This window comes from Pseudomonas sp. RIT778, from assembly GCF_019718735.1.
GTDB classification, from domain to species: domain Bacteria; phylum Pseudomonadota; class Gammaproteobacteria; order Pseudomonadales; family Pseudomonadaceae; genus Aquipseudomonas; species Aquipseudomonas aphyarum.
The window spans coordinates 55,549-74,966 of record NZ_JAIHBA010000019.1 but is presented as its reverse complement, the minus strand read 5'-3'; the positions used below and the strand labels follow the sequence as shown (position 1 = coordinate 74,966).

The following is a 19,418-nucleotide window of genomic DNA, read 5'->3' as shown; positions in this document are numbered from 1 at the left end:
GCCGGTGTCGTCGGGGTGATTACTGGCTGTCGAAGCCGACTGGCGCGTGGGTTTCGATGGTGACTTCGCTGGTGGTCATCAGCTTGTGGATCGGGCAGCGATCGGCGACGCGCAGCAGTTCTTCGCGCTGGGCATCGGTGAGCACGCCTTTGAGGGTGAGGGTCACGTGCAGGGCGTATTTGCCTTTCTGTTCCTGACTGTTGTCGCGTTTGACCTCAACGCCGACGCCGGTCAGCGGGATGTCCTTTTTCTTCGCGTACAGCTTCAGGGTCAGAGCCTTGCAGGCGCCGAGAGCGGCGTCGAAGTAATCGTGCGGCTCCGGAGCCGAGCCTTCGCCGCCGGCAGTGGTCGGGACATCGGCAAACAGCTCATGCTCATCGATCTGTACGGTGTGGCGAAAACCTTCGGCGGACACGGTATTGACGGTAACGGTCATGTGAACCTCGCAAGCTGTAGGAAAAGGGATTCGATCAAAAAAGACCTTGCAGGTATAGAGCATTCCCACACAGGCGCGTTCCACTTTCTTGCCGGGTGAACCCTCGTTGCCCGGCGAGGGTCTAGGCTATGCCTGTCTGCCGGAGAATGCTTGTGTCCGTGTTTCGTTTGAGTCTTGCCTGCCTGATGGTTTTCACCGGCGCCGCCAGTGCCCGGGATTACACCTACAGTGACGCGCACCTGCATTACGTGGATTTTTTCCAGGAAACCGCCGGCATGCCGAAATTGCTGACGGCCATGAAGGAAAATTCCATCGAGCACGTGATGATTTCCGGCATACCCGTGGCGAAGAAATGGCATGAAGACGAGCCGAAGCGCCCGCGCTATTACGCTGGCGATGATGCCGATGCCTATTGGTACAGCGCGACTGACGTGATCGTCGCCGACGCGGTGCAGAAACTGACACCTGAGCAACGCCAGTACTTTCACCCGTTTCTTTCAGGCTTCAACCCCAACGACAAGAACTCTGCCGCGCACATCCAGCGCATGCTCGATCTGTATCCCGGCTTGTGGCAGGGCATCGGCGAGGTCTTCACCCGTCACGACGACCTCACCGCACTGACCTCCGGCGACACGCCACGCGCCAACAACGAGGCCATGACCCGCATCTATCACCTGGCCGCCGAAAACGATTTGCCGGTGATGCTGCATTCCAACATCACCTCCAAGCGTGAGAAGAATCCGCTGTACCTGAAGGAAATCGAAGAGCCGCTGCGTAATCATCCGCACACCCGGTTTATCTGGGCGCATGCCGGCACCAGTGCCGAAATCCATCGTCATCAGACGCAACTGGATTTTCTGCTGCCGACCCTGACGCGAATGCTGGAGGCGTACCCGAACCTGTTCATTGATCTGTCGTGGAGCCTGCTGACGCCTTATCTGCTGGACGAAAAAGGTCAACCGCGAGCGGAATGGGTGCATTTGGTGGAGCGCTATCCGGATCGCTTCATGATCGGTTCGGACGTGGTCGGGCGGTTCAACAAACTCGGCAAGGAAATCCATGGCTTCCAGCCGTTTCTCGACGCGTTGCCTGAGGCAGTCGCGAAAAAAGTCGCACGGGACAACTTCCTGGCGATCTTGCCGCGAACAGCGCTCAAGTCCGGCAAACCCGCGCTGAATCGTTAATGCGCCAGGTTCGAAGTATCGAGGCCTTTTGATATCACGTTTTGATCTTACGCAATTTTCCAAAGGGCCGATACCTTCTAGAGCAACCAGCTGCAGGGTTGATGCAGCGCTTTTGGAAGGAACCAGAGCAATGAGTATCCGTAGTCTCAATATTGCGCCCCGGGCCGGGCTGGGTTTTGGCGTGCTGGCGCTGATGGTGTTTGCCCTTGGCGCGTTCGCCCTGCTGCAGATGTCGAACATGCGAGCGCAGTCCGACGAGGTCGACAACAACTGGCTACCCAGCGTGATGGCGGTGGGCGAGATGAGCCAGGACATGTTGCGCTTGCGTGCGCTGACCATGCGCCTGTTGCTCAATCGCGATCCGCAGGCGCTGGATCAGAATGTCGCCAAGCTCAATGATTTGCGCGGTGTGCTGAGCGAAGCCCAGCAGCGTTACGACATCCTGATCGTATTGCCCGAAGAGCGCGCGCTGTTCGACCGCTTCAAGGTTGCCGAACACAAGTACCTGGAGCTTCAGGCGCAGGTGATGACGTTATCTGCTCAGGGACGAGTGGAAGAGGCCGCCGCCATTCTCAACGGACAGATGAGTCCGTTGGCGGATGAAATTGCGGTGAGCCTGCGTGAGCTGGTCGAGCTGAACAAGCACAACGCCAACCTCGCCACTGAGGCTGCACGGCTGGTGTTCACCAATTCCCGGGTCTGGGTCGGTGTGATGATCGGCATCACCGCGCTGATTACCATCGCCCTAGCGTTGTTGCTGACCCGCAGCATCGTGCTGCCGCTGTCGCAATCGCTCAATGTGGCGGAAGTGGTGGCCGGTGGCGATCTGACGGGGGATATCAGCATTTCCGGCAAAGACGAACCGGCGCGGTTGCTGCACGCGCTCAAGAGCATGCAGCACAACCTGCGCGACACCATCCGCCGAATCTCGGAGTCCTCCAGTCAACTGGCCTCGGCCTCGGAGGAGCTAAGCTGCGTCACCGAAGATGCGACGCGAGGGCTGCACCAGCAGAGTCTGGAAATTGAACAAGCCGCCACGGCGGTCAATCAGATGACCGCCGCCGTGGAAGAGGTGGCGAGCAATGCCGTCGCGACTTCCGAGGCTTCCCGTGAGTCTGATCGCATTGCCCAGCATGGCCGCGAGCAGGTGCAGCAGACCGTATCGTCGATCGAGTTGCTGGCGGACGATGTCACGGCGAATGCCACGCAGGTGGAGGAACTGGCGCAGAAGGTCTACAGCATCAGCAAAGTGCTGGATGTGATCCGCTCGATTGCCGAGCAGACCAATCTGTTGGCGTTGAACGCGGCAATCGAGGCTGCCCGGGCGGGTGATGCCGGACGGGGTTTTGCGGTGGTGGCGGACGAAGTGCGGGCGCTGGCCCATCGCACTCAGCAGTCGACTCAGGAAATCGAACAGATGATCGGCGGCATTCAGCAAGGCACCGATTCGGCGGTCAGCTCGATGCAGCAGAGCAACGTCCGGGCGCGCTCGACCCTGGAGCTGGCGAAAGCCGCTGGCGTGGCGCTGGAGGAAATTGCTTCGGCATTCACCTTGATCAACGAGCGCAATCTGGTGATTGCCAGTGCGTCGGAAGAGCAGGCGGCCGTGGCGCGGGAAGTGGATCGCAACCTGATGAACATCCGTGACCTGGCGATGCAGACGTCTGCCGGGGCCAATCAGACCAGTGCCGCGAGTCAGGAGCTGTCGCGGCTGGCGGTGGACCTGAACAGCATGGTCGCCAAGTTCTCGGTCTGATCAGCGTTCGACAGGCGAAAAAAAGCCCCGCGTTTGCGGGGCTTTTTGATTTTGCGTCGGATCAGCTGCCTTTGACCGTCTTGCCGTTGACCGTGCCGTCGAGGAGCATGATGTTGTACTCCTTGCCGTCGGTTTCGACCTGTTGCAGGCGAACCAGCAGGTAATCCCAGTCCTTGGCGAACCACAGGACGGTGATGCGCTTGCTTTGTGTCGGATCGCGGACGCGCTCGACCTTGATCGCATCGATCTGGCCGGCCTTGGTTTCGACTTTCTCCGAACCCAGCACGCGGAAGTCGTAAGTATCGACTTCACCATCATCGACCACCTGATAGCTCATGCTTTTCTTGCCGGCGGCCACGTCATGCTGCAGCGCCAGTTGATAGGTGGATTTGTCGACCATGCCGCGGTTGAGCGGGATTTTCACCGCGTCGCCGCGGTCGGTGCCGGTCACCAGCTTGTTGGCCCAGTCGAAGTCCAGATCAGCCTTCTTCGCTTTGCCCAGACCACCGCGTTCGAAGTGGTAGGACTGTGGCAGCAGGGTGTCCTTGTCCAGGGTCAGGGTGCTTTCCTCGGACAGGCTGGCAATCATCATCGAAGCCTTGAAGCTGAGCTTCCAGACGCCGTTGGCCTGTTTGGTCAGGCTGCGTTCGGCAGTGCCGCTCATGGGCAACTGCTTCCAGTCGGCGGTGTAGCTGGCGGAGAACGGTTGAAGGTCTGCCGCCTGGGCAAAAGGCAGGGCGAGCAGAGCGCAAGCGAAGAGCAGGGCGCGACGCATAAAATCTCCTAGTTTCGAATCAAGTGACCGCTGGCCCCGAGTAGCTGGCCATCCAGTAAAGCACCTTGCTCGCCGAGGCTCAGCCGTCCTTCGGCGAACCAGCGTACGGCCATCGGGTAGATCAGGTGTTCCTGAACGTGAACCCGTTGCGCCAGACTTTGCGGCGAATCGTGCAACTCTACCGGTATTACTGCCTGTACGACCAGTGGTCCGCCATCGAGTTCCTCGGTGACGAAGTGCACGGAGCAGCCGTGTTCGGCGTCGCCGGCTTCCAGCGCGCGCTGATGCGTGTGTAACCCTTTGTATTTGGGTAGCAGCGACGGGTGGATGTTGAGCAGGCGACCATGGTAGTGACGGACGAAGTCAGCGCTGAGAATGCGCATGAAGCCGGCCAGTACCACGAGTTTGGGGTTGAATTCGTCGATCAGTTCGATCAGAGCGGTATCGAAGGCCTCGCGGCCCTCGAATCCCTTGTGATCCAGCGAGCGGGTGGCGATACCCGCGTCACTGGCGCGTTGCAGGCCGTAGGCGTCGGCGCGGTTGGAAATCACCGCAGCGATGCGGACCGGGCTGTCGCCGGTCCGCGTGCTGTCGATCAGGGCCTGCAAGTTACTGCCGGTGCCGGACAACAGCACCACGACATCACAGGTGTTTGGCATCAGTGAGCCTTGAGGTTCTTCAGTTCGACCTGGGCCGCGCCTTCGGCAGCGACAGCGATCTGACCGATGACCCAAGGCTGCTCGCCGGCGTCACGCAGGGTGTTCAGGGCCACTTCAACGTGCTCCTGAGCCACGCAGATCACCATGCCCACGCCGCAGTTCAGCACGCGGTGCATTTCGGTTTCGTCGACGTTGCCTTTCTCTTGCAGCCAGTCGAAGACGGCCGGGCGGTTCCAGCTGGCCACGTCAACCACGGCCTGAGCGCCTTTTGGCAGAACGCGCGGGATGTTGTCGAGCAGGCCGCCACCGGTGATGTGGGCCATGGCCTTGACGGCGCCGGTGTCCTTGATCAGCTTGAGCAGCGGCTTCACGTAGATGCGGGTCGGGGCCATCAGCAGTTCGGTCAGCGGCTTGCCGTCGAGCTGAACGGTTTCGATGTCGGCACCGGACACTTCGATGATCTTGCGGATCAGCGAGTAGCCGTTGGAGTGCGGGCCGGACGATGGCAGGGCGATCAGGGCGTCACCGGTGGCAACTTTCGAGCCGTCGATGATTTCGGCTTTTTCCACGACGCCGACGCAGAAGCCGGCCAGGTCGTAGTCTTCGCCTTCGTACATGCCAGGCATTTCAGCGGTTTCGCCGCCGACCAGCGAGCAGCCAGCCAGTTCGCAGCCTGCACCGATACCGGTAACCACGGTGGCCGCTACGTCGACGTTCAGTTTGCCGGTGGCGTAGTAGTCGAGGAAGAACAGCGGCTCTGCGCCACACACCACCAGATCGTTGACGCACATGGCGACCAGATCCTGGCCGATGCTGTCGTGCTTGTTCAGGTTCAGCGCCAGGCGCAGCTTGGTGCCGACGCCGTCAGTACCGGAAACCAGCACCGGCTGTTTGTAACCGGCCGGGATCTCGCAGAGGGCGCCGAAACCGCCCAGGCCGCCCATGACTTCCGGGCGCGCAGTGCGCTTGGCGACGCTCTTGATGCGTTCGACCAATGCTTCACCGGCGTCGATGTCTACACCGGCGTCCTTGTAGCTCAGGGAGGGTTGCTTGCTCATGATCCAGGCCTTTAGGGGAGGGGATTCAGGGGTAACGACCGAGTTCAGCGGGAGCGCCGAATCCGACAGGGGCGATTGCCTCACGCGAAGTTCGGGGTGCCCGGCTGTTGCCGGTCTGCGAAGGCGCGCGATTTTATCAGGCTTGAGGGGCAGCGGCCATCCTCACGCCGACGGGCAGGGGCATATCGATGGAAAAATTTTGCAATTGACGCTGTGGATGACATCACGGGTGCCTGTATAAGGAACCGTCTATCGTTAGGACTGTGCAAAAACTTACCGACCGCGTGTGAATGTTTTGCGACGGCCTGTGGTCACAGGCTTGCCACAACTGTACACGCGGCCTGTTCCAGCCGCTCTTGTCGACGGGAATTCTCCATGCGTTTTTGTAAATGGCTGTTAGTAGGTGGCTTGTCTCTGATCAGCCTGGCGAGCCAGGCCGAAAATCTCAAAGGTCTTTATCAGGTGCGCGAACCGGTCACGGGTCAGTCGCCGGAGGAGCGCGATCGCGCGACCCAGGCTGCGCTGGATACGCTGGTGCTGCGCCTGACCGGCGACCCGAAAGCCCCGCAGAACCCGGGGCTGGCGCCGGTTCGCAAGGATCCGCAGCAGATCATCAGTCAGTTCGGTTTCGATGCGGGGCCGCCGGAAGTGCTGAAAGTCGATTTCGACCCAGGAACCACCGAGCAGGCGTTACGCCGCGCCGGGCTGGCGCTGTGGGGTGCCAATCGGCCCTCGATCCTGAGCTGGTGGCTGAATGATTCGACCGAGGGGGCGAGTCTGGTGGGCGACGGTCAGGCCAGCGCCGCGCCTTTGCGTCGTGCGGCCCAGCACCGTGGTTTGCCGTTGCGCCTGCCGCTGGCGGACTTGAGCGAGCAATTGGTCGCCACGGCGCCGGCGATCGAGGGTGCCGACCCGGCGCCCTTGCGCAATGCTTCCGAACGCTACAACGCTGACGCCTTGCTCGCCGTGCATGCCCGCGAAGACGGCGGGCAATGGCAGGCCAAATGGCAATTGTGGCTGGGCGATAAAAAAGAGGCGGGCAACGTGCAGGGCGCGGATCAGGCCGCCGTGGCCGATGCGGTGATGCTGGCGGTCACTGAACGCCTGGCGCCACGCTTTGTGGCCAAGCCGGGCGCGTCCGGCCAGCAGACCCTGGAAGTGCAGGGCATGAATCTGGAGCACTACGCGGCGCTGCTGCGGTTACTCGAACCGTTCGGCGTGCGTCTGCAGAGTGTCGATGCCGATCGCATCCTGTATCGGGTCAACGGCAGCGCTGATCAGTTGCGGGCGCAATTGTCGCTGGCGAAGCTGCAGGAGCTGCCGGCCGAGGCGCCGGTTCCGGTCGCTGCGCCTCAGCCTGCGGTCGCCGGGGCGCCGCCAGTTGCTGCGCCGACGCCGACACCGGTGGCGCCGTCGTTGCGGTTCCGCTGGTAGGTTTTCTTTCTTATATATAAGCAATGGAGTGTTACATGGCCGATACGCGGCGTTGGTTCTGGCTCGGTGGGGTGCTCCTGCTCTGCGCGTTTGTCTGGTTGCTGCATCCGATCCTCACGCCGTTTCTGGTGGCGCTGCTGCTCGCGTATCTGTTCGATCCGCTTGTTGATCGTCTGGAGCGCCTGGGGTTGTCGCGCACTTGGGGTGTGATCACGGTGTTCGCCTTGTTCACCCTGATCGTCACCGCGCTGTTGCTGGTACTGGTGCCGATGCTCGCCAAGCAATTGCTGCGGCTCTACGAACTGGCGCCGCAAATGCTCGACTGGTTGCAGCACACCGCCGTGCCATGGGCGCAATCGAAGCTGGGACTGTCGGACGGCTTCTGGAAGTTCGACAAGGTCAAGGCCGCGATCAGCGAACACATGGGCCAGACCACCGACATCGTCGGTGTGGTGCTGAGTCAGGCGACGGCTTCGAGCCTGGCGCTGATCGGCTGGCTGGCGAATCTGGTGCTGATCCCGGTGGTGAGCTTTTACCTGCTGCGCGACTGGGACGTGATGATGGCCAAGATCCGTGGCCTGTTGCCGCGTGATCGCGAAGAGCGCGTGGTGGCGCTGGCGGGTGAGTGCCATGAAGTGCTGGGCGCGTTCGTGCGCGGGCAGTTGCTGGTGATGCTGGCGTTGGGTGTGATTTACGCGGCCGGCCTGATGATTGTCGGGCTGGAGCTAGGCCTGTTGATCGGTCTGATCGCAGGGCTGGCGGCGATTGTGCCGTACATGGGGTTCGTGATCGGCATCGGTGCGGCGTTGATTGCCGGGTTGTTCCAGTTCGGTGGCGATTTGTATCCGATGATCGGGATCGTCGCGGTGTTCATGGTCGGCCAGGCCCTGGAAGGCATGGTGCTGACGCCGTTGCTGGTGGGGGACCGGATCGGTCTGCACCCGGTGGCGGTGATCTTCGCGATTCTGGCCGGTGGCGAGCTGTTCGGCTTCACCGGTGTGCTGCTGGCGTTGCCGGTGGCGGCGGTGATCATGGTGTTGGTGCGGCATGTCCATGATCTGTACAAGGATTCCGACATCTATAGCGGGGTGGATGAGCCGGAGTTGTAATCGTGACGCGCGGGCTGCCCGGTGGATTGCCGGGTTGGCCCGTCTCATGCAGGCCATGGCGCCAAAGAAACTGTCATAAAACCAGCACGTTAACGCAAACCTTTGATTTTGCTTGGGGTCTGTCGCATTGTGCGCTCCGCTTCACGGGTATAAACTTCGCTCACTTTACACAGAGGCCACTAACGGTTCCTTGGGAACTGTTCAGTCAGCATGAAACCGATTCAGCTGCCCCTAGGTGTGCGTCTGCGTGACGACGCCACCTTCATCAACTACTACCCAGGCGCCAATGCCGCTGCACTCGGCTATGTCGAGCGTCTATGCGAAGCCGACGCCGGCTGGACCGAAAGCCTGATCTATCTGTGGGGCAAGCACGGGGTAGGGCGTACGCATCTGTTGCAGGCCGCGTGCCTGCGCTTCGAACAGATGGGGGAGCCGGCGGTGTACCTGCCGCTGGCCGAGTTGATGGATCGCGGCATCGAAATCCTCGACAACCTCGAACAGTACGAACTGGTCTGTCTGGACGACTTGCAGGTGATTGCCGGCAAGGCGGACTGGGAAGAAGCGATGTTTCATCTGTTCAACCGTCTGCGTGACAGCGGCCGGCGTCTGCTGATTGCGGCGTCCACTTCGCCGCGTGAACTGCCGATCAAACTCGCCGACCTGAAATCGCGCCTGACCCTGGCGCTGATCTTCCAGATGCGTCCTCTCTCCGATGAAGACAAATTGCGTGCCCTGCAATTGCGTGCATCTCGTCGTGGTCTGCACCTGACCGACGAAGTCGGGCATTTTATTTTGACTCGCGGTACTCGCAGCATGAGCGCGCTTTTCGATCTGCTGGAGCAGCTCGATCAGGCCTCTTTGCAGGCTCAGCGCAAGCTGACCATTCCTTTCCTGAAAGAAACTCTGGGCTGGTAAAACCGGGGGCTTTCAGCCGGTTTCGGCATATTTCAGGCGCCAGAAAACCCGCTTTCCTGTGGGTTGCACAGGCCGCGTCTCGATTCAAATAGGCTTAAGCGCTTAGATGTTAACGAGAAACCGAGAAGTCACAAAAAGATCGATTGAATTTGCAAATGAGGCTGATAGCGGGCATAGTCTCGGCTTCTTTACAACTATCAGCCACGGTCGTGCCCATGCTAAAGCGCTTCGCACCCCTCGTGCCTCTCGCACTCGTCACCCTGTTGTTCGGTTGCGCTGCTCATTCACCTGTTAATCAAGAGCAGCAACAACAGGCTAAAAATTCTGCCACCGCCCAGTCTTCCGTTATTTACCAGGAAGAGCTGGACACCGAAAAAGAACTCGCCGACTTCAACGGCAAGAAGCCTTACCAGCTTCCGGTTCTGGCCGACAGCATCCTCGAACGCGGCATGTCCCTGATCGGTACCCGTTACCGTTTCGGCGGTACCTCTGAAGCCGGTTTCGATTGCAGCGGTTTCATCGGCTACCTGTTCCGCGAAGAAGCCGGCATGAACCTGCCGCGCTCCACCCGCGAAATGATCAACGTTGATGCGCCGCTGGTTTCGCGCAGCAACCTCGAGCCGGGCGACCTGCTGTTCTTCGCCACCAATGGTCGTCGCGGTCGTGTAAGCCACGCCGGGATCTACCTGGGCGACAACCAGTTCATCCATTCCAGCTCTCGTCGCAGCGGCGGTGTTCGCATCGACAGCCTGGGCGACAGCTACTGGAGCAAGACTTTCATCGAAGCCAAACGCGCTTTGGCGAACGCTCCAACCGTGGTTACCGCTCGCAAGTAATCACGCTTTTGTCGCCACGCTCGTGGCGACAAGCGGCCCTTCAGAGGCAATAGACTTAAACTTTACAAGGTGAAGTTAAAGTCTTACTTGAAGTTTGCCGCGTAGCCGCTAGAATCCTGATCTATATTGATGGCAAACCGCCTGCGTCCCAACGCAGGCGGTTTTGTTTTCTGTCGAATCGGCAGTCAAAGCCTCAGCCAGATCAGGATGTTCTGCATATGACGATGTCGGCCCGCTTTGCCTTGATGTTCTTCGCCGCGCTGCTCAGCGCCTGCGCCAGCCGCACTCCGCCGCCTGCGCCGGTGGTTCGCGCTCCGATCGTGTTCGGATCTTCCCAGGCCTTTTCCCCCGCTGCCGAAGACGTGCTGTTCCGCGCGCTCGGGCTGGTGGGCACGCCTTATCGCTGGGGCGGCAATACGCCGGATTCGGGCTTCGATTGCAGCGGCCTGATCGGGTTTGTCTACCGCGATGCCGCCGGCATCAGTCTGCCGCGTTCAACCCGCGAAATGATCGTCATGCAGGCGCCGAATGTCGGCAAGGAAGGGCTGCAAACCGGCGACCTGATCTTCTTCGCCACCAATGGCGGCTCGCAGGTCAGTCATGCCGGAATCTACGTTGGGGAAGGGCGCTTCGTTCATGCGCCCGCCACCGGCGGCACGGTGAAGCTGGACAGCCTCTCGAAAGCGTATTGGCAGAAGGCTTATCTGAGCGCCAAGCGCGTTCTGCAGCCAGAGCATCTGGCGCACAACCCGTAGTCCAAATACATAAAAACCCGTGGGAGCGGAATGGCTCCCACGGGTTTTTTTATGCCTGCAATACGCTAGCGGGTCGCTGACACCCGCCACACCTTGTTCCCCACGTCATCGGCTACCAGCAGTCCGCCTTGCTGGTCGATCACCACGCCGACCGGGCGACCCAAAGCGTTCTCGTCCTTGTCGAGGAAACCTGTCAGCACGTCCACGGGCGTTCCGCTCGGCTTGCCAGCGGCAAACGGCACAAAGATCACCTTATAGCCGCTGTGCGGCTTGCGGTTCCACGAGCCGTGCTGGCCGATGAATGCGCCTTCCTTGAACTGCGCCGGCAGACGATTGCCTTCGGCGAAAGTCAGGCCCAGTGACGCGGTGTGCGGGCCGACGGCGTAGTCGGGAGCGATGGCTTTGGCCACCATGTCCGGCCGCTGTGGTTCCACGCGAACATCAATGTGCTGGCCGTAGTAGCTGAACGGCCAGCCATAGAAGCCCCCGTCCTTGACCGACGTGATGTAGTCCGGCACCAGATCGCTGCCGATTTCGTCGCGCTCGTTCACGGCAGTCCACAGCGCACCGCTTTGAGGCTCCCAGGCCAGGCCGTTGGGGTTGCGGATGCCCGAGGCGAAGATCCGGTGGTTGCCGGTGGCACGGTCCACTTCCCAGATCGCTGCGCGACCTTCTTCCTGATCGAGGCCGTTTTCGCCGACGTTGCTGTTCGAGCCGACAGTGACGTACAGCTTGCTGCCGTCCTTGCTGGCGATAACGTTTTTAGTCCAGTGGTGGTTGAGCGTGCCGCCCGGCAGATCCACGACCTTGATTGGCTGGCTCTTGATTTCGGTCGCGCCGGGCTCGTAGTTGAAGCGCAGCAGGCGATCGGTATCGGCCACGTACAGATCGTTGCCGACCAGGGTCATGCCGAACGGCGAGTTGAGGTTCTGCAGGAACACCGTCCGGGTTTCGGCCACGCCGTCATGATCGGCGTCGCGCAGCAGGGTAATGCGGTTCGGGCTGGGAACGCCGGCACCGGCACGGCCCATGACTTTCTTCATCACCCAGCCACGAATGCCCTTGCCGTCGTCGGGTTTGGGCGGGGCGTTGGTTTCCGCCACCAGCACGTCGCCATTGGGCAATACGTACAGCCAGCGCGGGTGATCGAGATTCTCGGCAAAGGCTGCCACCTGCGTGCCTGCCGCTGCCGTCGGTTTCGCGCCGGCCGGCCAGCCGATGGCCGGGGCGATGTTCACCGTCGGGATCAGGGTCTTGTTCGGTTCGGGCAATCGGGGAGACGGGCCGGTGCCGTCGGAGACTTGCAGGCTGGAGGATTCACCACAGGCGGCGAGCCCTCCGGCGAGCACGATGACGAAAACGAGCTGGGGCTTGCGCATTGCTGATCTTCCCTATGAATGCATTCTTAATCATAGAGAAGCGCACAAGCCCGATGGTTCAACCCTCAGCCGCGGGCTTCCTTGAACAGCACGGCAATGCCGGGGTGATAGTTGCCGGCCTCGCTGCGCAATTTGCGGTAGGCGTAGGGAAAGTACCAGGCGACGGCGCAGGTGTGTTCCTTTTGCAGGTCGTCGACCATGTCCTGCAACTCTTCCGGGCTGGCGCTGTGCTGGGCCTTTTGCGGGGCGACGAACAGGCAGCCGAGTTTCAGGTCGCTGGCGTAGCTGATGCGCTTGGCGTCGCTGGTGATATCCGCCAGGGCCTGCGTCAGATTCAGGCTGGTGACGCGCGGCCAGCGTTGGGTGGCCTGAATGAAGGCGCGATCTTCAGCGCCAGCCAGGAACAGGTCGGCGCGGGCATTGCGCTCGCCTTCCTCGTTCTGTTTGCGGGTGGCGGTGTCGCGCAGGGTGACCAGTTCGGCCATCCAGGCAGCGGCCGACAGCAGGCCGAGGTTGGCTTTTTCGTCGTGCCAGTAGGGCGTGTCATTGTCGCCGCGCACGGCGTTGTAGCGGTCGATACAGTCAAACCAGCGTTCCAGCACCGGGCGCAGGAATTCCAGCCGCGGATTGCTGATGATCATGCCTTGCATGGTGCTCTCCCTTGTTATTGTGATGTGCTCTCTGCAGTCAAAAAGCATGGCTCTTTGATATCACTCATGACAGTGTGGCACAAGATTGGCGTCAGTTAATTGATCGGCGGCAGTTATTCGCCGCACAAGCCCCTCTTCAATTGACGCTCCACCCCCAACCCTCTAACCTTCGCGGCTTGTTTCAGGTGCTCTGTGGCGCATGTCGACAGAGTGAAACAGGGAAGCCGGTGAGGCGGGTCTTCAAGCGATGAACCCTCACGATCCCGGCGCTGCCCCCGCAACGGTAAATGAGTAAAAGCTGCGTCTGATGCCACTGCCTAAAAGCGGGAAGGCGCGCAGCCAGGCCAACGCCGCTCATGAGCCCGGAGACCGGCCTGATCCATCCAGCGGCATCACGGTGGGCGATGCCAGGCTTGTTGCCGTCTATTCTTGTGCCTGCCCGCCGTTATCCAGCCTCAACGGAGAGCTCCCCCATGACTGATTCCCCCGAACGCGACGAGCGCCATCTGGCGCGCATGCAGCGCAAAAAAGCCGTGATCGACGAACGCATCGCCAATTCGCCAGACGAATGCGGCCTGGTGCTGGTGCTGACCGGCAATGGCAAAGGCAAAAGCAGCTCGGCCTTCGGCATGCTCGCTCGCGCCATGGGCCACGGCATGCAGTGCGGCGTGGTGCAGTTCATCAAGGGCCGCAACAGCACCGGCGAAGAGCTGTTTTTCCGCCGTTTCCCCGAGCAAGTGCGTTTTCATGTGATGGGCGAGGGCTTCACCTGGGAAACCCAGGACCGCCAGCGCGACATCGCCGCCGCCGAGGCAGCGTGGGAAGTCTCCCGCGAACTGCTGCGCGATCCATCGATCGGTCTGGTGGTGCTCGATGAACTGAACATCGCGCTCAAGCACGGTTACCTCGATCTGGATCAGGTGCTCAGCGATCTGCAGGCCCGTCCGCCGATGCAGCACGTGATCGTCACCGGCCGCGCCGCCAAGCCGGAAATGATCGAGATGGGCGACACCGTCACCGAAATGGGCATGATCAAGCACGCCTTCCAGGCCGGCATCAAAGCGCAGAAAGGCGTCGAACTTTGAATCAACCACGTCACTGCCCGGCGGTACTTATCGCCGCGCCGGCTTCCGGTCAGGGCAAGACCACCGTCACCGCCGCGCTGGCCCGTCTGCATCGCAATCAGGGGCGCAAGGTTCGCGTATTCAAGTGCGGCCCGGACTTTCTCGACCCGATGATCCTCGAGCGCGCCAGCGGTGCGCCGGTCTATCAACTGGACATGTGGATGGTCGGCGAGCAGGAAAGTCGACGTCTTTTGTGGGAAGCCGCCGCCGAAGCCGACCTGATCCTGATCGAAGGCGTGATGGGTTTGTTCGACGGCACGCCGTCGAGCGCCGACCTGGCCCGGCATTTCGGCGTGCCGGTGCTCGGAGTGATCGACGGCACGGCCATGGCCCAGACCTTCGGCGCACTGGCGCTAGGCCTGGCGCGCTATCAGCCGGACCTGCCGTTCGCCGGCGTGCTGGCCAACCGCGTCGGCACCGTGCGCCATGCGCAGTTGCTGGAAGGCAGCCTCACCGAAGGCCTGCGCTGGTACGGCGCGTTGTCCCGGGAAACCGGGATCGAACTGCCGAGCCGCCATCTCGGTCTGGTGCAGGCCAGCGAACTCAATGACCTCGACGTGCGCCTCGACGCCGCCGCCGAAGCACTGGCCGGCACTTGCGAGGTAGCGCTGCCACCGGCCGTGGAATTCGCCGCCCCAGAAATCGTGAAGACCGAAAGGTTGCTCGAAGGCGTACGAATTGCCGTCGCCCGCGACGAAGCCTTTGCTTTCACCTACGGCGCCAGTCTCGACTTGCTGCGGGCGATGGGTGCGGAATTGAGTTTTTTCTCGCCGATCCGCGATGCGCAATTGCCCGACGCCGACAGCCTGTATCTGCCCGGCGGTTATCCGGAATTGCACCACGTTGCCTTGTCGCAGAACGCCGACATGCTCAAAGCGATCCGCGCGCATCATGCGGCCGGCAAACCGCTGCTCGCCGAATGTGGCGGCATGCTGTATCTGCTCGACTCGCTAACCGATGTCGAAGGCACCCGCGCTGATTTGGTCGGCCTGTTGAGTGGTGACGCCGTGATGCAAAAGCGCCTCGCCGCACTGGCCTTGCAAGAGGTCGACCTGCCGGAAGGCCTGTTGCGCGGCCACACCTATCACCATTCCCTGACCACCACCGAATTGACGCCGATTGCCCGTGGCCACAGCCCCAACGGCGGGCGTGGCGCGGAGGTGGTTTACCGGGAAGGGCGGATGACCGCCTCGTACGTTCACTTCTATTTCCCGTCGAATCCGTCGGCGATTGCCGCGCTGTTGGTGCCATGACCGACAACGCCTTCACTGACGCCGAGCGCGAAGCGGTCTACCGCGCCATCGCCGAACGCCGCGACATGCGCCATTTCAGCGGTGGCGCGGTCGACCCTGAACTGTTGCGCCGTTTGCTTGAAGCCGCGCACCAGGCGCCGAGTGTCGGCCTGATGCAGCCGTGGCGCTTCATCCGTATCAGCGACCGCGCGCTACGTGGCCAGATCCAGAACCTTGTTGAAGAAGAACGTGTGCGCACCGCCGAAGCCCTCGGCGAGCGCAGTGACGAATTCATGAAGCTTAAGGTCGAAGGCATCAACGACTGCGCCGAAGTGCTGGTTGCCGCGTTGATGGACGATCGCGAGCGGCATATTTTCGGTCGTCGCACGCTGCCGGAAATGGACATGGCGTCGCTGTCCTGCGCAATCCAGAATCTCTGGCTCGCCGCGCGTGCCGAAGGCCTGGGCATGGGCTGGGTGTCGCTGTTCGAGCCACAGGCGCTGGCCGATCTGCTGAAACTGCCGGCCGGGGCCAAGCCGCTGGCGGTGCTTTGCCTGGGGCCGGTCAAGGAATTCTATCCGGCGCCGATGCTGGTACTCGAAGGGTGGGCGCAGGCGCGTCCGCTCAATGAGCTGCTGTATGAAAATTTTTGGGGAGTGAGTCAATGAGTGTGGCGTTGTTGAGTGTCGCCGCGGTTGCGCTGGATGCGCTGCTGGGTGAACCGAAACGCTGGCATCCGCTGGTGGCGTTCGGCAATTTCGCCGGGCGCATCGAGCAACGTTTCAATAGTGCTGGTCGTGGCTGGCGCAGCCATGGCGTCACGGCGTGGGTGATCGCGGTGCTGCCGCTGACCCTGCTGGCCACGGCGTTTTCCTGGGCGCCTTACGTGGGTTGGATCGTCGAGATTCTTGCACTGTATTGCGCCCTCGGCATGCGCAGCCTGGGTGAGCACGTCGAGCCGGTGGCCAAGGCCTTGCGCGCCGATGATCTGGAAGAGGCGCGCAAGCGTGTGGGTTATCTGGTCAGTCGTCAGACCGATGAGCTGGACAGCACCGCCGTCGCCCGCGCCGCCACTGAATCGGTACTGGAGAACGGCAGCGATGCGGTGTTCGCCGCGCTGTTCTGGTTTGCCGTGGCCGGTGCGCCGGGCGTGGTGCTCTATCGCCTGAGCAATACGCTCGACGCGATGTGGGGCTATCGCAACGAACGCTTTGAGCGATTCGGCTGGGCAGCGGCAAAAATCGACGATGTCCTCAACTACATTCCTGCGCGGCTGGTGGCGTTGACCTACGCGCTGCTGGGCAAAACCCGACTGGCGCTGAAATGCTGGCGGACCCAGGCGCCGAAATGGGACAGCCCGAACGCCGGCCCGGTGATGGCTGCCGGCGCGGGTGCCTTGGGCGTCGAACTGGGCGGGCCGGCGATTTACCACGGCGAGCTGCACGAGCGTCCGCAACTGGGCGAGGGCGCACCGGCGGATGCCGATTCCATTGATCGCGGCTGGCAATTGGTCCGGCGCGGGGTATGGTTATGGCTGCTGATTCTCTGCGTGGGGGCTGAATTCTATGCTTGAGCACGGTGGCCGGTTGCGCAGGGCGGCGCTCGAATACGGCATCGCGGAAGAAGACTGGCTCGACCTGTCCACGGGTCTTGCGCCGTGGCCGTTTCCGGTCCCGGAGATTCCGTTGCGGGCCTGGGCGCGTTTGCCGGAAAACGATGACGGTCTGGAGCAGGCCGCCTGCGATTATTACGGTGCCAGCCAGGTGTTGCCGGTGGCCGGTTCGCAGATGGCCATTCAACTGCTGCCGCGATTGCGTCGCGCCGGCAAGGTCGGCGTGCTGTCGCCGTGTTATGCCGAGCATGCCGAAGCCTGGCGCCGCAGCGGCTATATCGTGCGTGAGGTGCTGGAGCAGGAAGTCGATTTCTTTCTCGACAGCCTCGACGTGCTGGTGGTGGTCAATCCGAACAATCCAACGGGCCTGAACCTGACCCCGGCGCGCCTGCTCGACTGGCATGCGCGGCTGGCCCAGCGCGGCGGCTGGCTGGTGGTCGACGAGGCGTTCATGGACAACACGCCGCAGCTGAGTCTCGCCCCGCATGCGCATCAAGTGGGATTGATCGTGCTGCGTTCGTTCGGCAAGTTTTTCGGTCTGGCCGGTGTGCGGCTGGGCTTCGTGCTGGCCGAGCGCAAGTTGCTTAGGTTGCTGGCCGAACAGGTTGGGCCCTGGGCAGTCAGCGGGCCGACCCGGGTGCTGGGTCAGGCTTGCCTGCGAGACACCGAAGGCCACACCCGCCAGCGCATCCGCAGCGACGAGGCCAGCGAGCGGCTGGCTGCGCTGCTCGAACGTTCCGGTTTCAAGCCGCAGGGCGGCTGCGCGCTGTTTCAGTGGCTGATCACCGAACAGGCCGCCGCGTTGCACGAATTCATGGCCCGCCGCGGCATTCTCCTGCGCCTGTTCGCGCACAACAGCAGCCTGCGTTTCGGGCTGCCCGCCGATGCCGCCGACGAAGCGCGCCTTGAGCAAGCCCTGCAAGCATTCGCCCTGCAACGCTCTATGGAAAACAAACCAGCATGACCACTTTAATGGTGCAGGGCACCACCTCCGACGCCGGCAAAAGCACGCTGGTGACGGCGCTCTGCCGCTGGGCCACCCGCCAGGGCGTTGCCGTGGTGCCATTCAAGCCGCAGAACATGGCGCTCAACAGCGCGGTGACTGCCGACGGCGGCGAGATCGGCCGCGCGCAAGCGGTTCAGGCGCAGGCGGCGTTTCTCGAGCCGCACACCGACATGAACCCGGTGCTGCTCAAACCCAACAGCGACACCGGCGCCCAGGTCATCATCCACGGCCGCGCGGTTACCAGCATGAACGCCGTCGCCTATCACGACTACAAAGCCGTCGCCATGCAGGCCGTGCTCGCTTCCCACGAGCGCTTGAGCGCCGCGTATCCGCTGGTGATGGTCGAAGGCGCGGGCTCGCCGGCAGAGATCAATCTGCGTGCCGGCGACATCGCCAACATGGGCTTCGCCGAAGCGGTGGATTGCCCGGTGTTGCTGATCGCCGACATCAATCGTGGCGGCGTGTTTGCCCATCTGGTGGGCACGCTGGAACTGCTGTCACCGAGCGAACAGGCACGGGTAAAAGGCTTCATCATCAACCGTTTTCGCGGCGACATCGCCTTGCTGCAACCGGGCCTCGACTGGCTGGAGCAGCGCACCGGCAAACCGGTGGTGGGCGTGCTGCCGTACGTGATGGATCTGCATCTGGAAGCCGAGGACGGCATCGACCAGCGCCAGACCGACAAGGCCGAGCAAGTCCTGAAAGTGGTGGTGCCGGTGCTGCCGCGCATCAGCAATCACACCGATTTCGATCCGCTGCGGCTGCATCCACAGGTGGATCTGCAATTCATCGGCCCGGGGCAAGCGATTCCGCCGGCCGATCTGATCATTCTCCCAGGCTCGAAAAGCGTGCGCAGTGACCTGGCGTATCTGCGCGCAAATGGCTGGGAGACCGCCATCCGCCGTCATCTGCGTTACGGCGGTAAATTGCTGGGGATCTGCGGCGGCCTGCAAATGCTCGGCGAGCAAGTGCACGATCCGCTGGGCCTTGAAGGCGCGCCGGGTTCCAGCGCCGGTCTGGGGCTGATGGCGTTTGAAACACAGCTCGAGGCCGAGAAACAGTTGCGCAATGTGCGCGGACGTCTGGCGCTGGAAGATGCCGAGGTCAGCGGCTATGAAATTCATGCCGGCGTGACGACGGGATCTGCGCTGGAAAATGCTGCCGTGCATCTGGACGACGGTCGTTGCGACGGCGCGCAAAGTCTCGACGGGCAGATTTTCGGCACCTACCTGCATGGCCTGTTCGAATCGCCGGCGGCCAGTGCGGCGCTGTTGCGCTGGGCCGGTCTGAACGATGTGCAGGAGGTGGATTACCACGGCCTGCGCGAACGCGATATCGAGCGGCTGGCGGATCTGGTGGAGAAGCATCTCGATACCGATCTGTTGTGTGAACTCTGTGGCATCCAGGCTGGATGTGATGGCCTCTTCGCGGGCAAGCCCGCTCCCACAGGGGGCTGAGGTGTACTCAAGTGCCATGTCCGGCCGACATCCATTGTGGG

The 19,418-nt window shown here is 62.0% G+C and carries 19 protein-coding genes and 1 riboswitch; of the genes, 13 read left to right on the top strand and 6 right to left on the bottom strand.

The genetic code is table 11. The annotated features are described in order from the left end of the window. Positions 1-19: 19 nt before the first annotated feature. A complete protein-coding gene (locus tag K5E37_RS14435) occupies positions 20-436 on the bottom strand; it encodes an OsmC family protein (protein ID WP_007959010.1) in 417 nt (138 codons plus the stop codon). A 128-nt stretch (positions 437-564) separates the two neighbouring features. On the opposite strand from K5E37_RS14435, the gene K5E37_RS14430 reads away from it, so the two are divergent. Then, entirely contained in the window at positions 565-1,620 is a 1,056-nt protein-coding gene (locus K5E37_RS14430) for an amidohydrolase (RefSeq protein WP_260404192.1), read from the top strand. Between the two features lie 130 nt (positions 1,621-1,750). Further along, positions 1,751-3,376 carry a methyl-accepting chemotaxis protein gene (locus K5E37_RS14425; protein ID WP_221534194.1) on the top strand — a complete coding sequence of 542 codons (1,626 nt, stop codon included), beginning with the start codon at positions 1,751-1,753 and terminating at the stop codon, positions 3,374-3,376. A 61-nt stretch (positions 3,377-3,437) separates the two neighbouring features. Here K5E37_RS14425 and K5E37_RS14420 read toward each other — a convergent pair whose 3' ends face one another. From K5E37_RS14420 to purM, 3 genes are read right to left on the bottom strand one after another with little or no spacing between them, the layout of a single operon-like run. Beyond that, positions 3,438-4,151 carry a DUF3108 domain-containing protein gene (locus K5E37_RS14420; RefSeq protein ID WP_007950391.1) on the bottom strand — a complete coding sequence of 238 codons (714 nt, stop codon included), beginning with the start codon at positions 4,149-4,151 and terminating at the stop codon, positions 3,438-3,440. Positions 4,152-4,159: 8 nt separating this feature from the next. Then, on the bottom strand, positions 4,160-4,810 hold the full coding sequence (gene purN / locus K5E37_RS14415; protein ID WP_221534193.1) for a phosphoribosylglycinamide formyltransferase: 651 nt from the start codon (positions 4,808-4,810) through the stop codon (positions 4,160-4,162). Then, positions 4,810-5,868, bottom strand: a complete 1,059-nt coding sequence (gene purM / locus K5E37_RS14410; protein ID WP_007950393.1) for a phosphoribosylformylglycinamidine cyclo-ligase — start codon at positions 5,866-5,868, stop codon at positions 4,810-4,812. The genes purN and purM overlap by 1 nt, the downstream gene beginning before the upstream one ends. Positions 5,869-6,243: 375 nt before the next feature. Between purM and K5E37_RS14405 the strand changes: the two genes are divergently transcribed. The 5 genes from K5E37_RS14405 (at position 6,244) to K5E37_RS14385 (ending at position 10,917) form a co-directional block, all read left to right on the top strand. Further along, positions 6,244-7,302 carry a DUF2066 domain-containing protein gene (locus tag K5E37_RS14405; protein WP_085608846.1) on the top strand — a complete coding sequence of 353 codons (1,059 nt, stop codon included), beginning with the start codon at positions 6,244-6,246 and terminating at the stop codon, positions 7,300-7,302. Between the two features lie 35 nt (positions 7,303-7,337). Next, on the top strand, positions 7,338-8,411 hold the full coding sequence (locus K5E37_RS14400) for an AI-2E family transporter (RefSeq protein ID WP_007950395.1): 1,074 nt from the start codon (positions 7,338-7,340) through the stop codon (positions 8,409-8,411). 210 nt (positions 8,412-8,621) lie between these two features. Further along, complete coding sequence (hda, locus tag K5E37_RS14395) at positions 8,622-9,326, top strand: DnaA regulatory inactivator Hda (protein WP_007950396.1); 705 nt, start codon at positions 8,622-8,624, stop codon at positions 9,324-9,326. Between the two features lie 215 nt (positions 9,327-9,541). Then, the gene (locus K5E37_RS14390) at positions 9,542-10,162 is read left to right on the top strand and encodes a C40 family peptidase (RefSeq protein WP_007950397.1); all 621 of its coding nucleotides are present in this window, start codon (positions 9,542-9,544) and stop codon (positions 10,160-10,162) included. Between the two features lie 218 nt (positions 10,163-10,380). Beyond that, complete coding sequence (locus K5E37_RS14385) at positions 10,381-10,917, top strand: C40 family peptidase (RefSeq protein WP_011333136.1); 537 nt, start codon at positions 10,381-10,383, stop codon at positions 10,915-10,917. Between the two features lie 65 nt (positions 10,918-10,982). On the opposite strand, the gene K5E37_RS14380 is transcribed toward K5E37_RS14385, so the two are convergent. Both K5E37_RS14380 and K5E37_RS14375 read right to left on the bottom strand, forming a co-directional pair. Then, complete coding sequence (locus K5E37_RS14380) at positions 10,983-12,296, bottom strand: sorbosone dehydrogenase family protein (protein ID WP_221534192.1); 1,314 nt, start codon at positions 12,294-12,296, stop codon at positions 10,983-10,985. A gap of 65 nt (positions 12,297-12,361) precedes the next feature. Beyond that, positions 12,362-12,946, bottom strand: a complete 585-nt coding sequence (locus tag K5E37_RS14375; RefSeq protein ID WP_007950400.1) for a hypothetical protein — start codon at positions 12,944-12,946, stop codon at positions 12,362-12,364. 166 nt (positions 12,947-13,112) lie between these two features. Continuing rightward, positions 13,113-13,339, top strand: a riboswitch (cobalamin riboswitch). Between the two features lie 80 nt (positions 13,340-13,419). Here K5E37_RS14375 and cobO point away from each other — a divergent pair. From cobO to K5E37_RS14345, 6 genes are read left to right on the top strand one after another with little or no spacing between them, the layout of a single operon-like run. Continuing rightward, a complete protein-coding gene (cobO, locus tag K5E37_RS14370; protein ID WP_007950401.1) occupies positions 13,420-14,031 on the top strand; it encodes a cob(I)yrinic acid a,c-diamide adenosyltransferase in 612 nt (203 codons plus the stop codon). Beyond that, positions 14,028-15,323: a cobyrinate a,c-diamide synthase gene (locus tag K5E37_RS14365; protein WP_221534191.1), complete on the top strand. Its 1,296-nt coding sequence runs from the start codon at positions 14,028-14,030 to the stop codon at positions 15,321-15,323. Before cobO ends, K5E37_RS14365 begins: the two co-directional genes overlap by 4 nt. After that, positions 15,320-15,970: a 5,6-dimethylbenzimidazole synthase gene (bluB, locus tag K5E37_RS14360; protein ID WP_221534190.1), complete on the top strand. Its 651-nt coding sequence runs from the start codon at positions 15,320-15,322 to the stop codon at positions 15,968-15,970. The genes K5E37_RS14365 and bluB overlap by 4 nt, the downstream gene beginning before the upstream one ends. Beyond that, complete coding sequence (gene cbiB / locus K5E37_RS14355; RefSeq protein WP_221534189.1) at positions 15,967-16,875, top strand: adenosylcobinamide-phosphate synthase CbiB; 909 nt, start codon at positions 15,967-15,969, stop codon at positions 16,873-16,875. The genes bluB and cbiB overlap by 4 nt, the downstream gene beginning before the upstream one ends. Beyond that, on the top strand, positions 16,868-17,878 hold the full coding sequence (gene cobD / locus K5E37_RS14350) for a threonine-phosphate decarboxylase CobD (protein WP_221534187.1): 1,011 nt from the start codon (positions 16,868-16,870) through the stop codon (positions 17,876-17,878). The genes cbiB and cobD overlap by 8 nt, the downstream gene beginning before the upstream one ends. Then, on the top strand, positions 17,875-19,377 hold the full coding sequence (locus K5E37_RS14345) for a cobyric acid synthase (RefSeq protein ID WP_221534185.1): 1,503 nt from the start codon (positions 17,875-17,877) through the stop codon (positions 19,375-19,377). Before cobD ends, K5E37_RS14345 begins: the two co-directional genes overlap by 4 nt. The last annotated feature ends 41 nt before the right edge of the window (positions 19,378-19,418 follow it).

Excerpts from the sequence above, each read along its gene's own strand:
- purN (WP_221534193.1), bottom strand. The coding sequence starts at position 4,810 with ATGCCAAACACCTGTGATGTCGTGGTGCTGTTGTCCGGCACCGGCAGT.
- K5E37_RS14425 (WP_221534194.1), top strand. The coding sequence starts at position 1,751 with ATGAGTATCCGTAGTCTCAATATTGCGCCCCGGGCCGGGCTGGGTTTT.
- purM (WP_007950393.1), bottom strand. The coding sequence starts at position 5,868 with ATGAGCAAGCAACCCTCCCTGAGCTACAAGGACGCCGGTGTAGACATC.
- K5E37_RS14345 (WP_221534185.1), top strand. The coding sequence starts at position 17,875 with ATGACCACTTTAATGGTGCAGGGCACCACCTCCGACGCCGGCAAAAGC.
- cobO (WP_007950401.1), top strand. The coding sequence starts at position 13,420 with ATGACTGATTCCCCCGAACGCGACGAGCGCCATCTGGCGCGCATGCAG.
- hda (WP_007950396.1), top strand. The coding sequence starts at position 8,622 with ATGAAACCGATTCAGCTGCCCCTAGGTGTGCGTCTGCGTGACGACGCC.
- K5E37_RS14430 (WP_260404192.1), top strand. The coding sequence starts at position 565 with ATGCCTGTCTGCCGGAGAATGCTTGTGTCCGTGTTTCGTTTGAGTCTT.
- K5E37_RS14375 (WP_007950400.1), bottom strand. The coding sequence starts at position 12,946 with ATGCAAGGCATGATCATCAGCAATCCGCGGCTGGAATTCCTGCGCCCG.
- cobD (WP_221534187.1), top strand. The coding sequence starts at position 16,868 with ATGCTTGAGCACGGTGGCCGGTTGCGCAGGGCGGCGCTCGAATACGGC.
- K5E37_RS14385 (WP_011333136.1), top strand. The coding sequence starts at position 10,381 with ATGACGATGTCGGCCCGCTTTGCCTTGATGTTCTTCGCCGCGCTGCTC.
- cbiB (WP_221534189.1), top strand. The coding sequence starts at position 15,967 with ATGAGTGTGGCGTTGTTGAGTGTCGCCGCGGTTGCGCTGGATGCGCTG.
- K5E37_RS14420 (WP_007950391.1), bottom strand. The coding sequence starts at position 4,151 with ATGCGTCGCGCCCTGCTCTTCGCTTGCGCTCTGCTCGCCCTGCCTTTT.
- K5E37_RS14390 (WP_007950397.1), top strand. The coding sequence starts at position 9,542 with ATGCTAAAGCGCTTCGCACCCCTCGTGCCTCTCGCACTCGTCACCCTG.
- K5E37_RS14405 (WP_085608846.1), top strand. The coding sequence starts at position 6,244 with ATGCGTTTTTGTAAATGGCTGTTAGTAGGTGGCTTGTCTCTGATCAGC.
- K5E37_RS14380 (WP_221534192.1), bottom strand. The coding sequence starts at position 12,296 with ATGCGCAAGCCCCAGCTCGTTTTCGTCATCGTGCTCGCCGGAGGGCTC.
- bluB (WP_221534190.1), top strand. The coding sequence starts at position 15,320 with ATGACCGACAACGCCTTCACTGACGCCGAGCGCGAAGCGGTCTACCGC.
- K5E37_RS14435 (WP_007959010.1), bottom strand. The coding sequence starts at position 436 with ATGACCGTTACCGTCAATACCGTGTCCGCCGAAGGTTTTCGCCACACC.
- K5E37_RS14400 (WP_007950395.1), top strand. The coding sequence starts at position 7,338 with ATGGCCGATACGCGGCGTTGGTTCTGGCTCGGTGGGGTGCTCCTGCTC.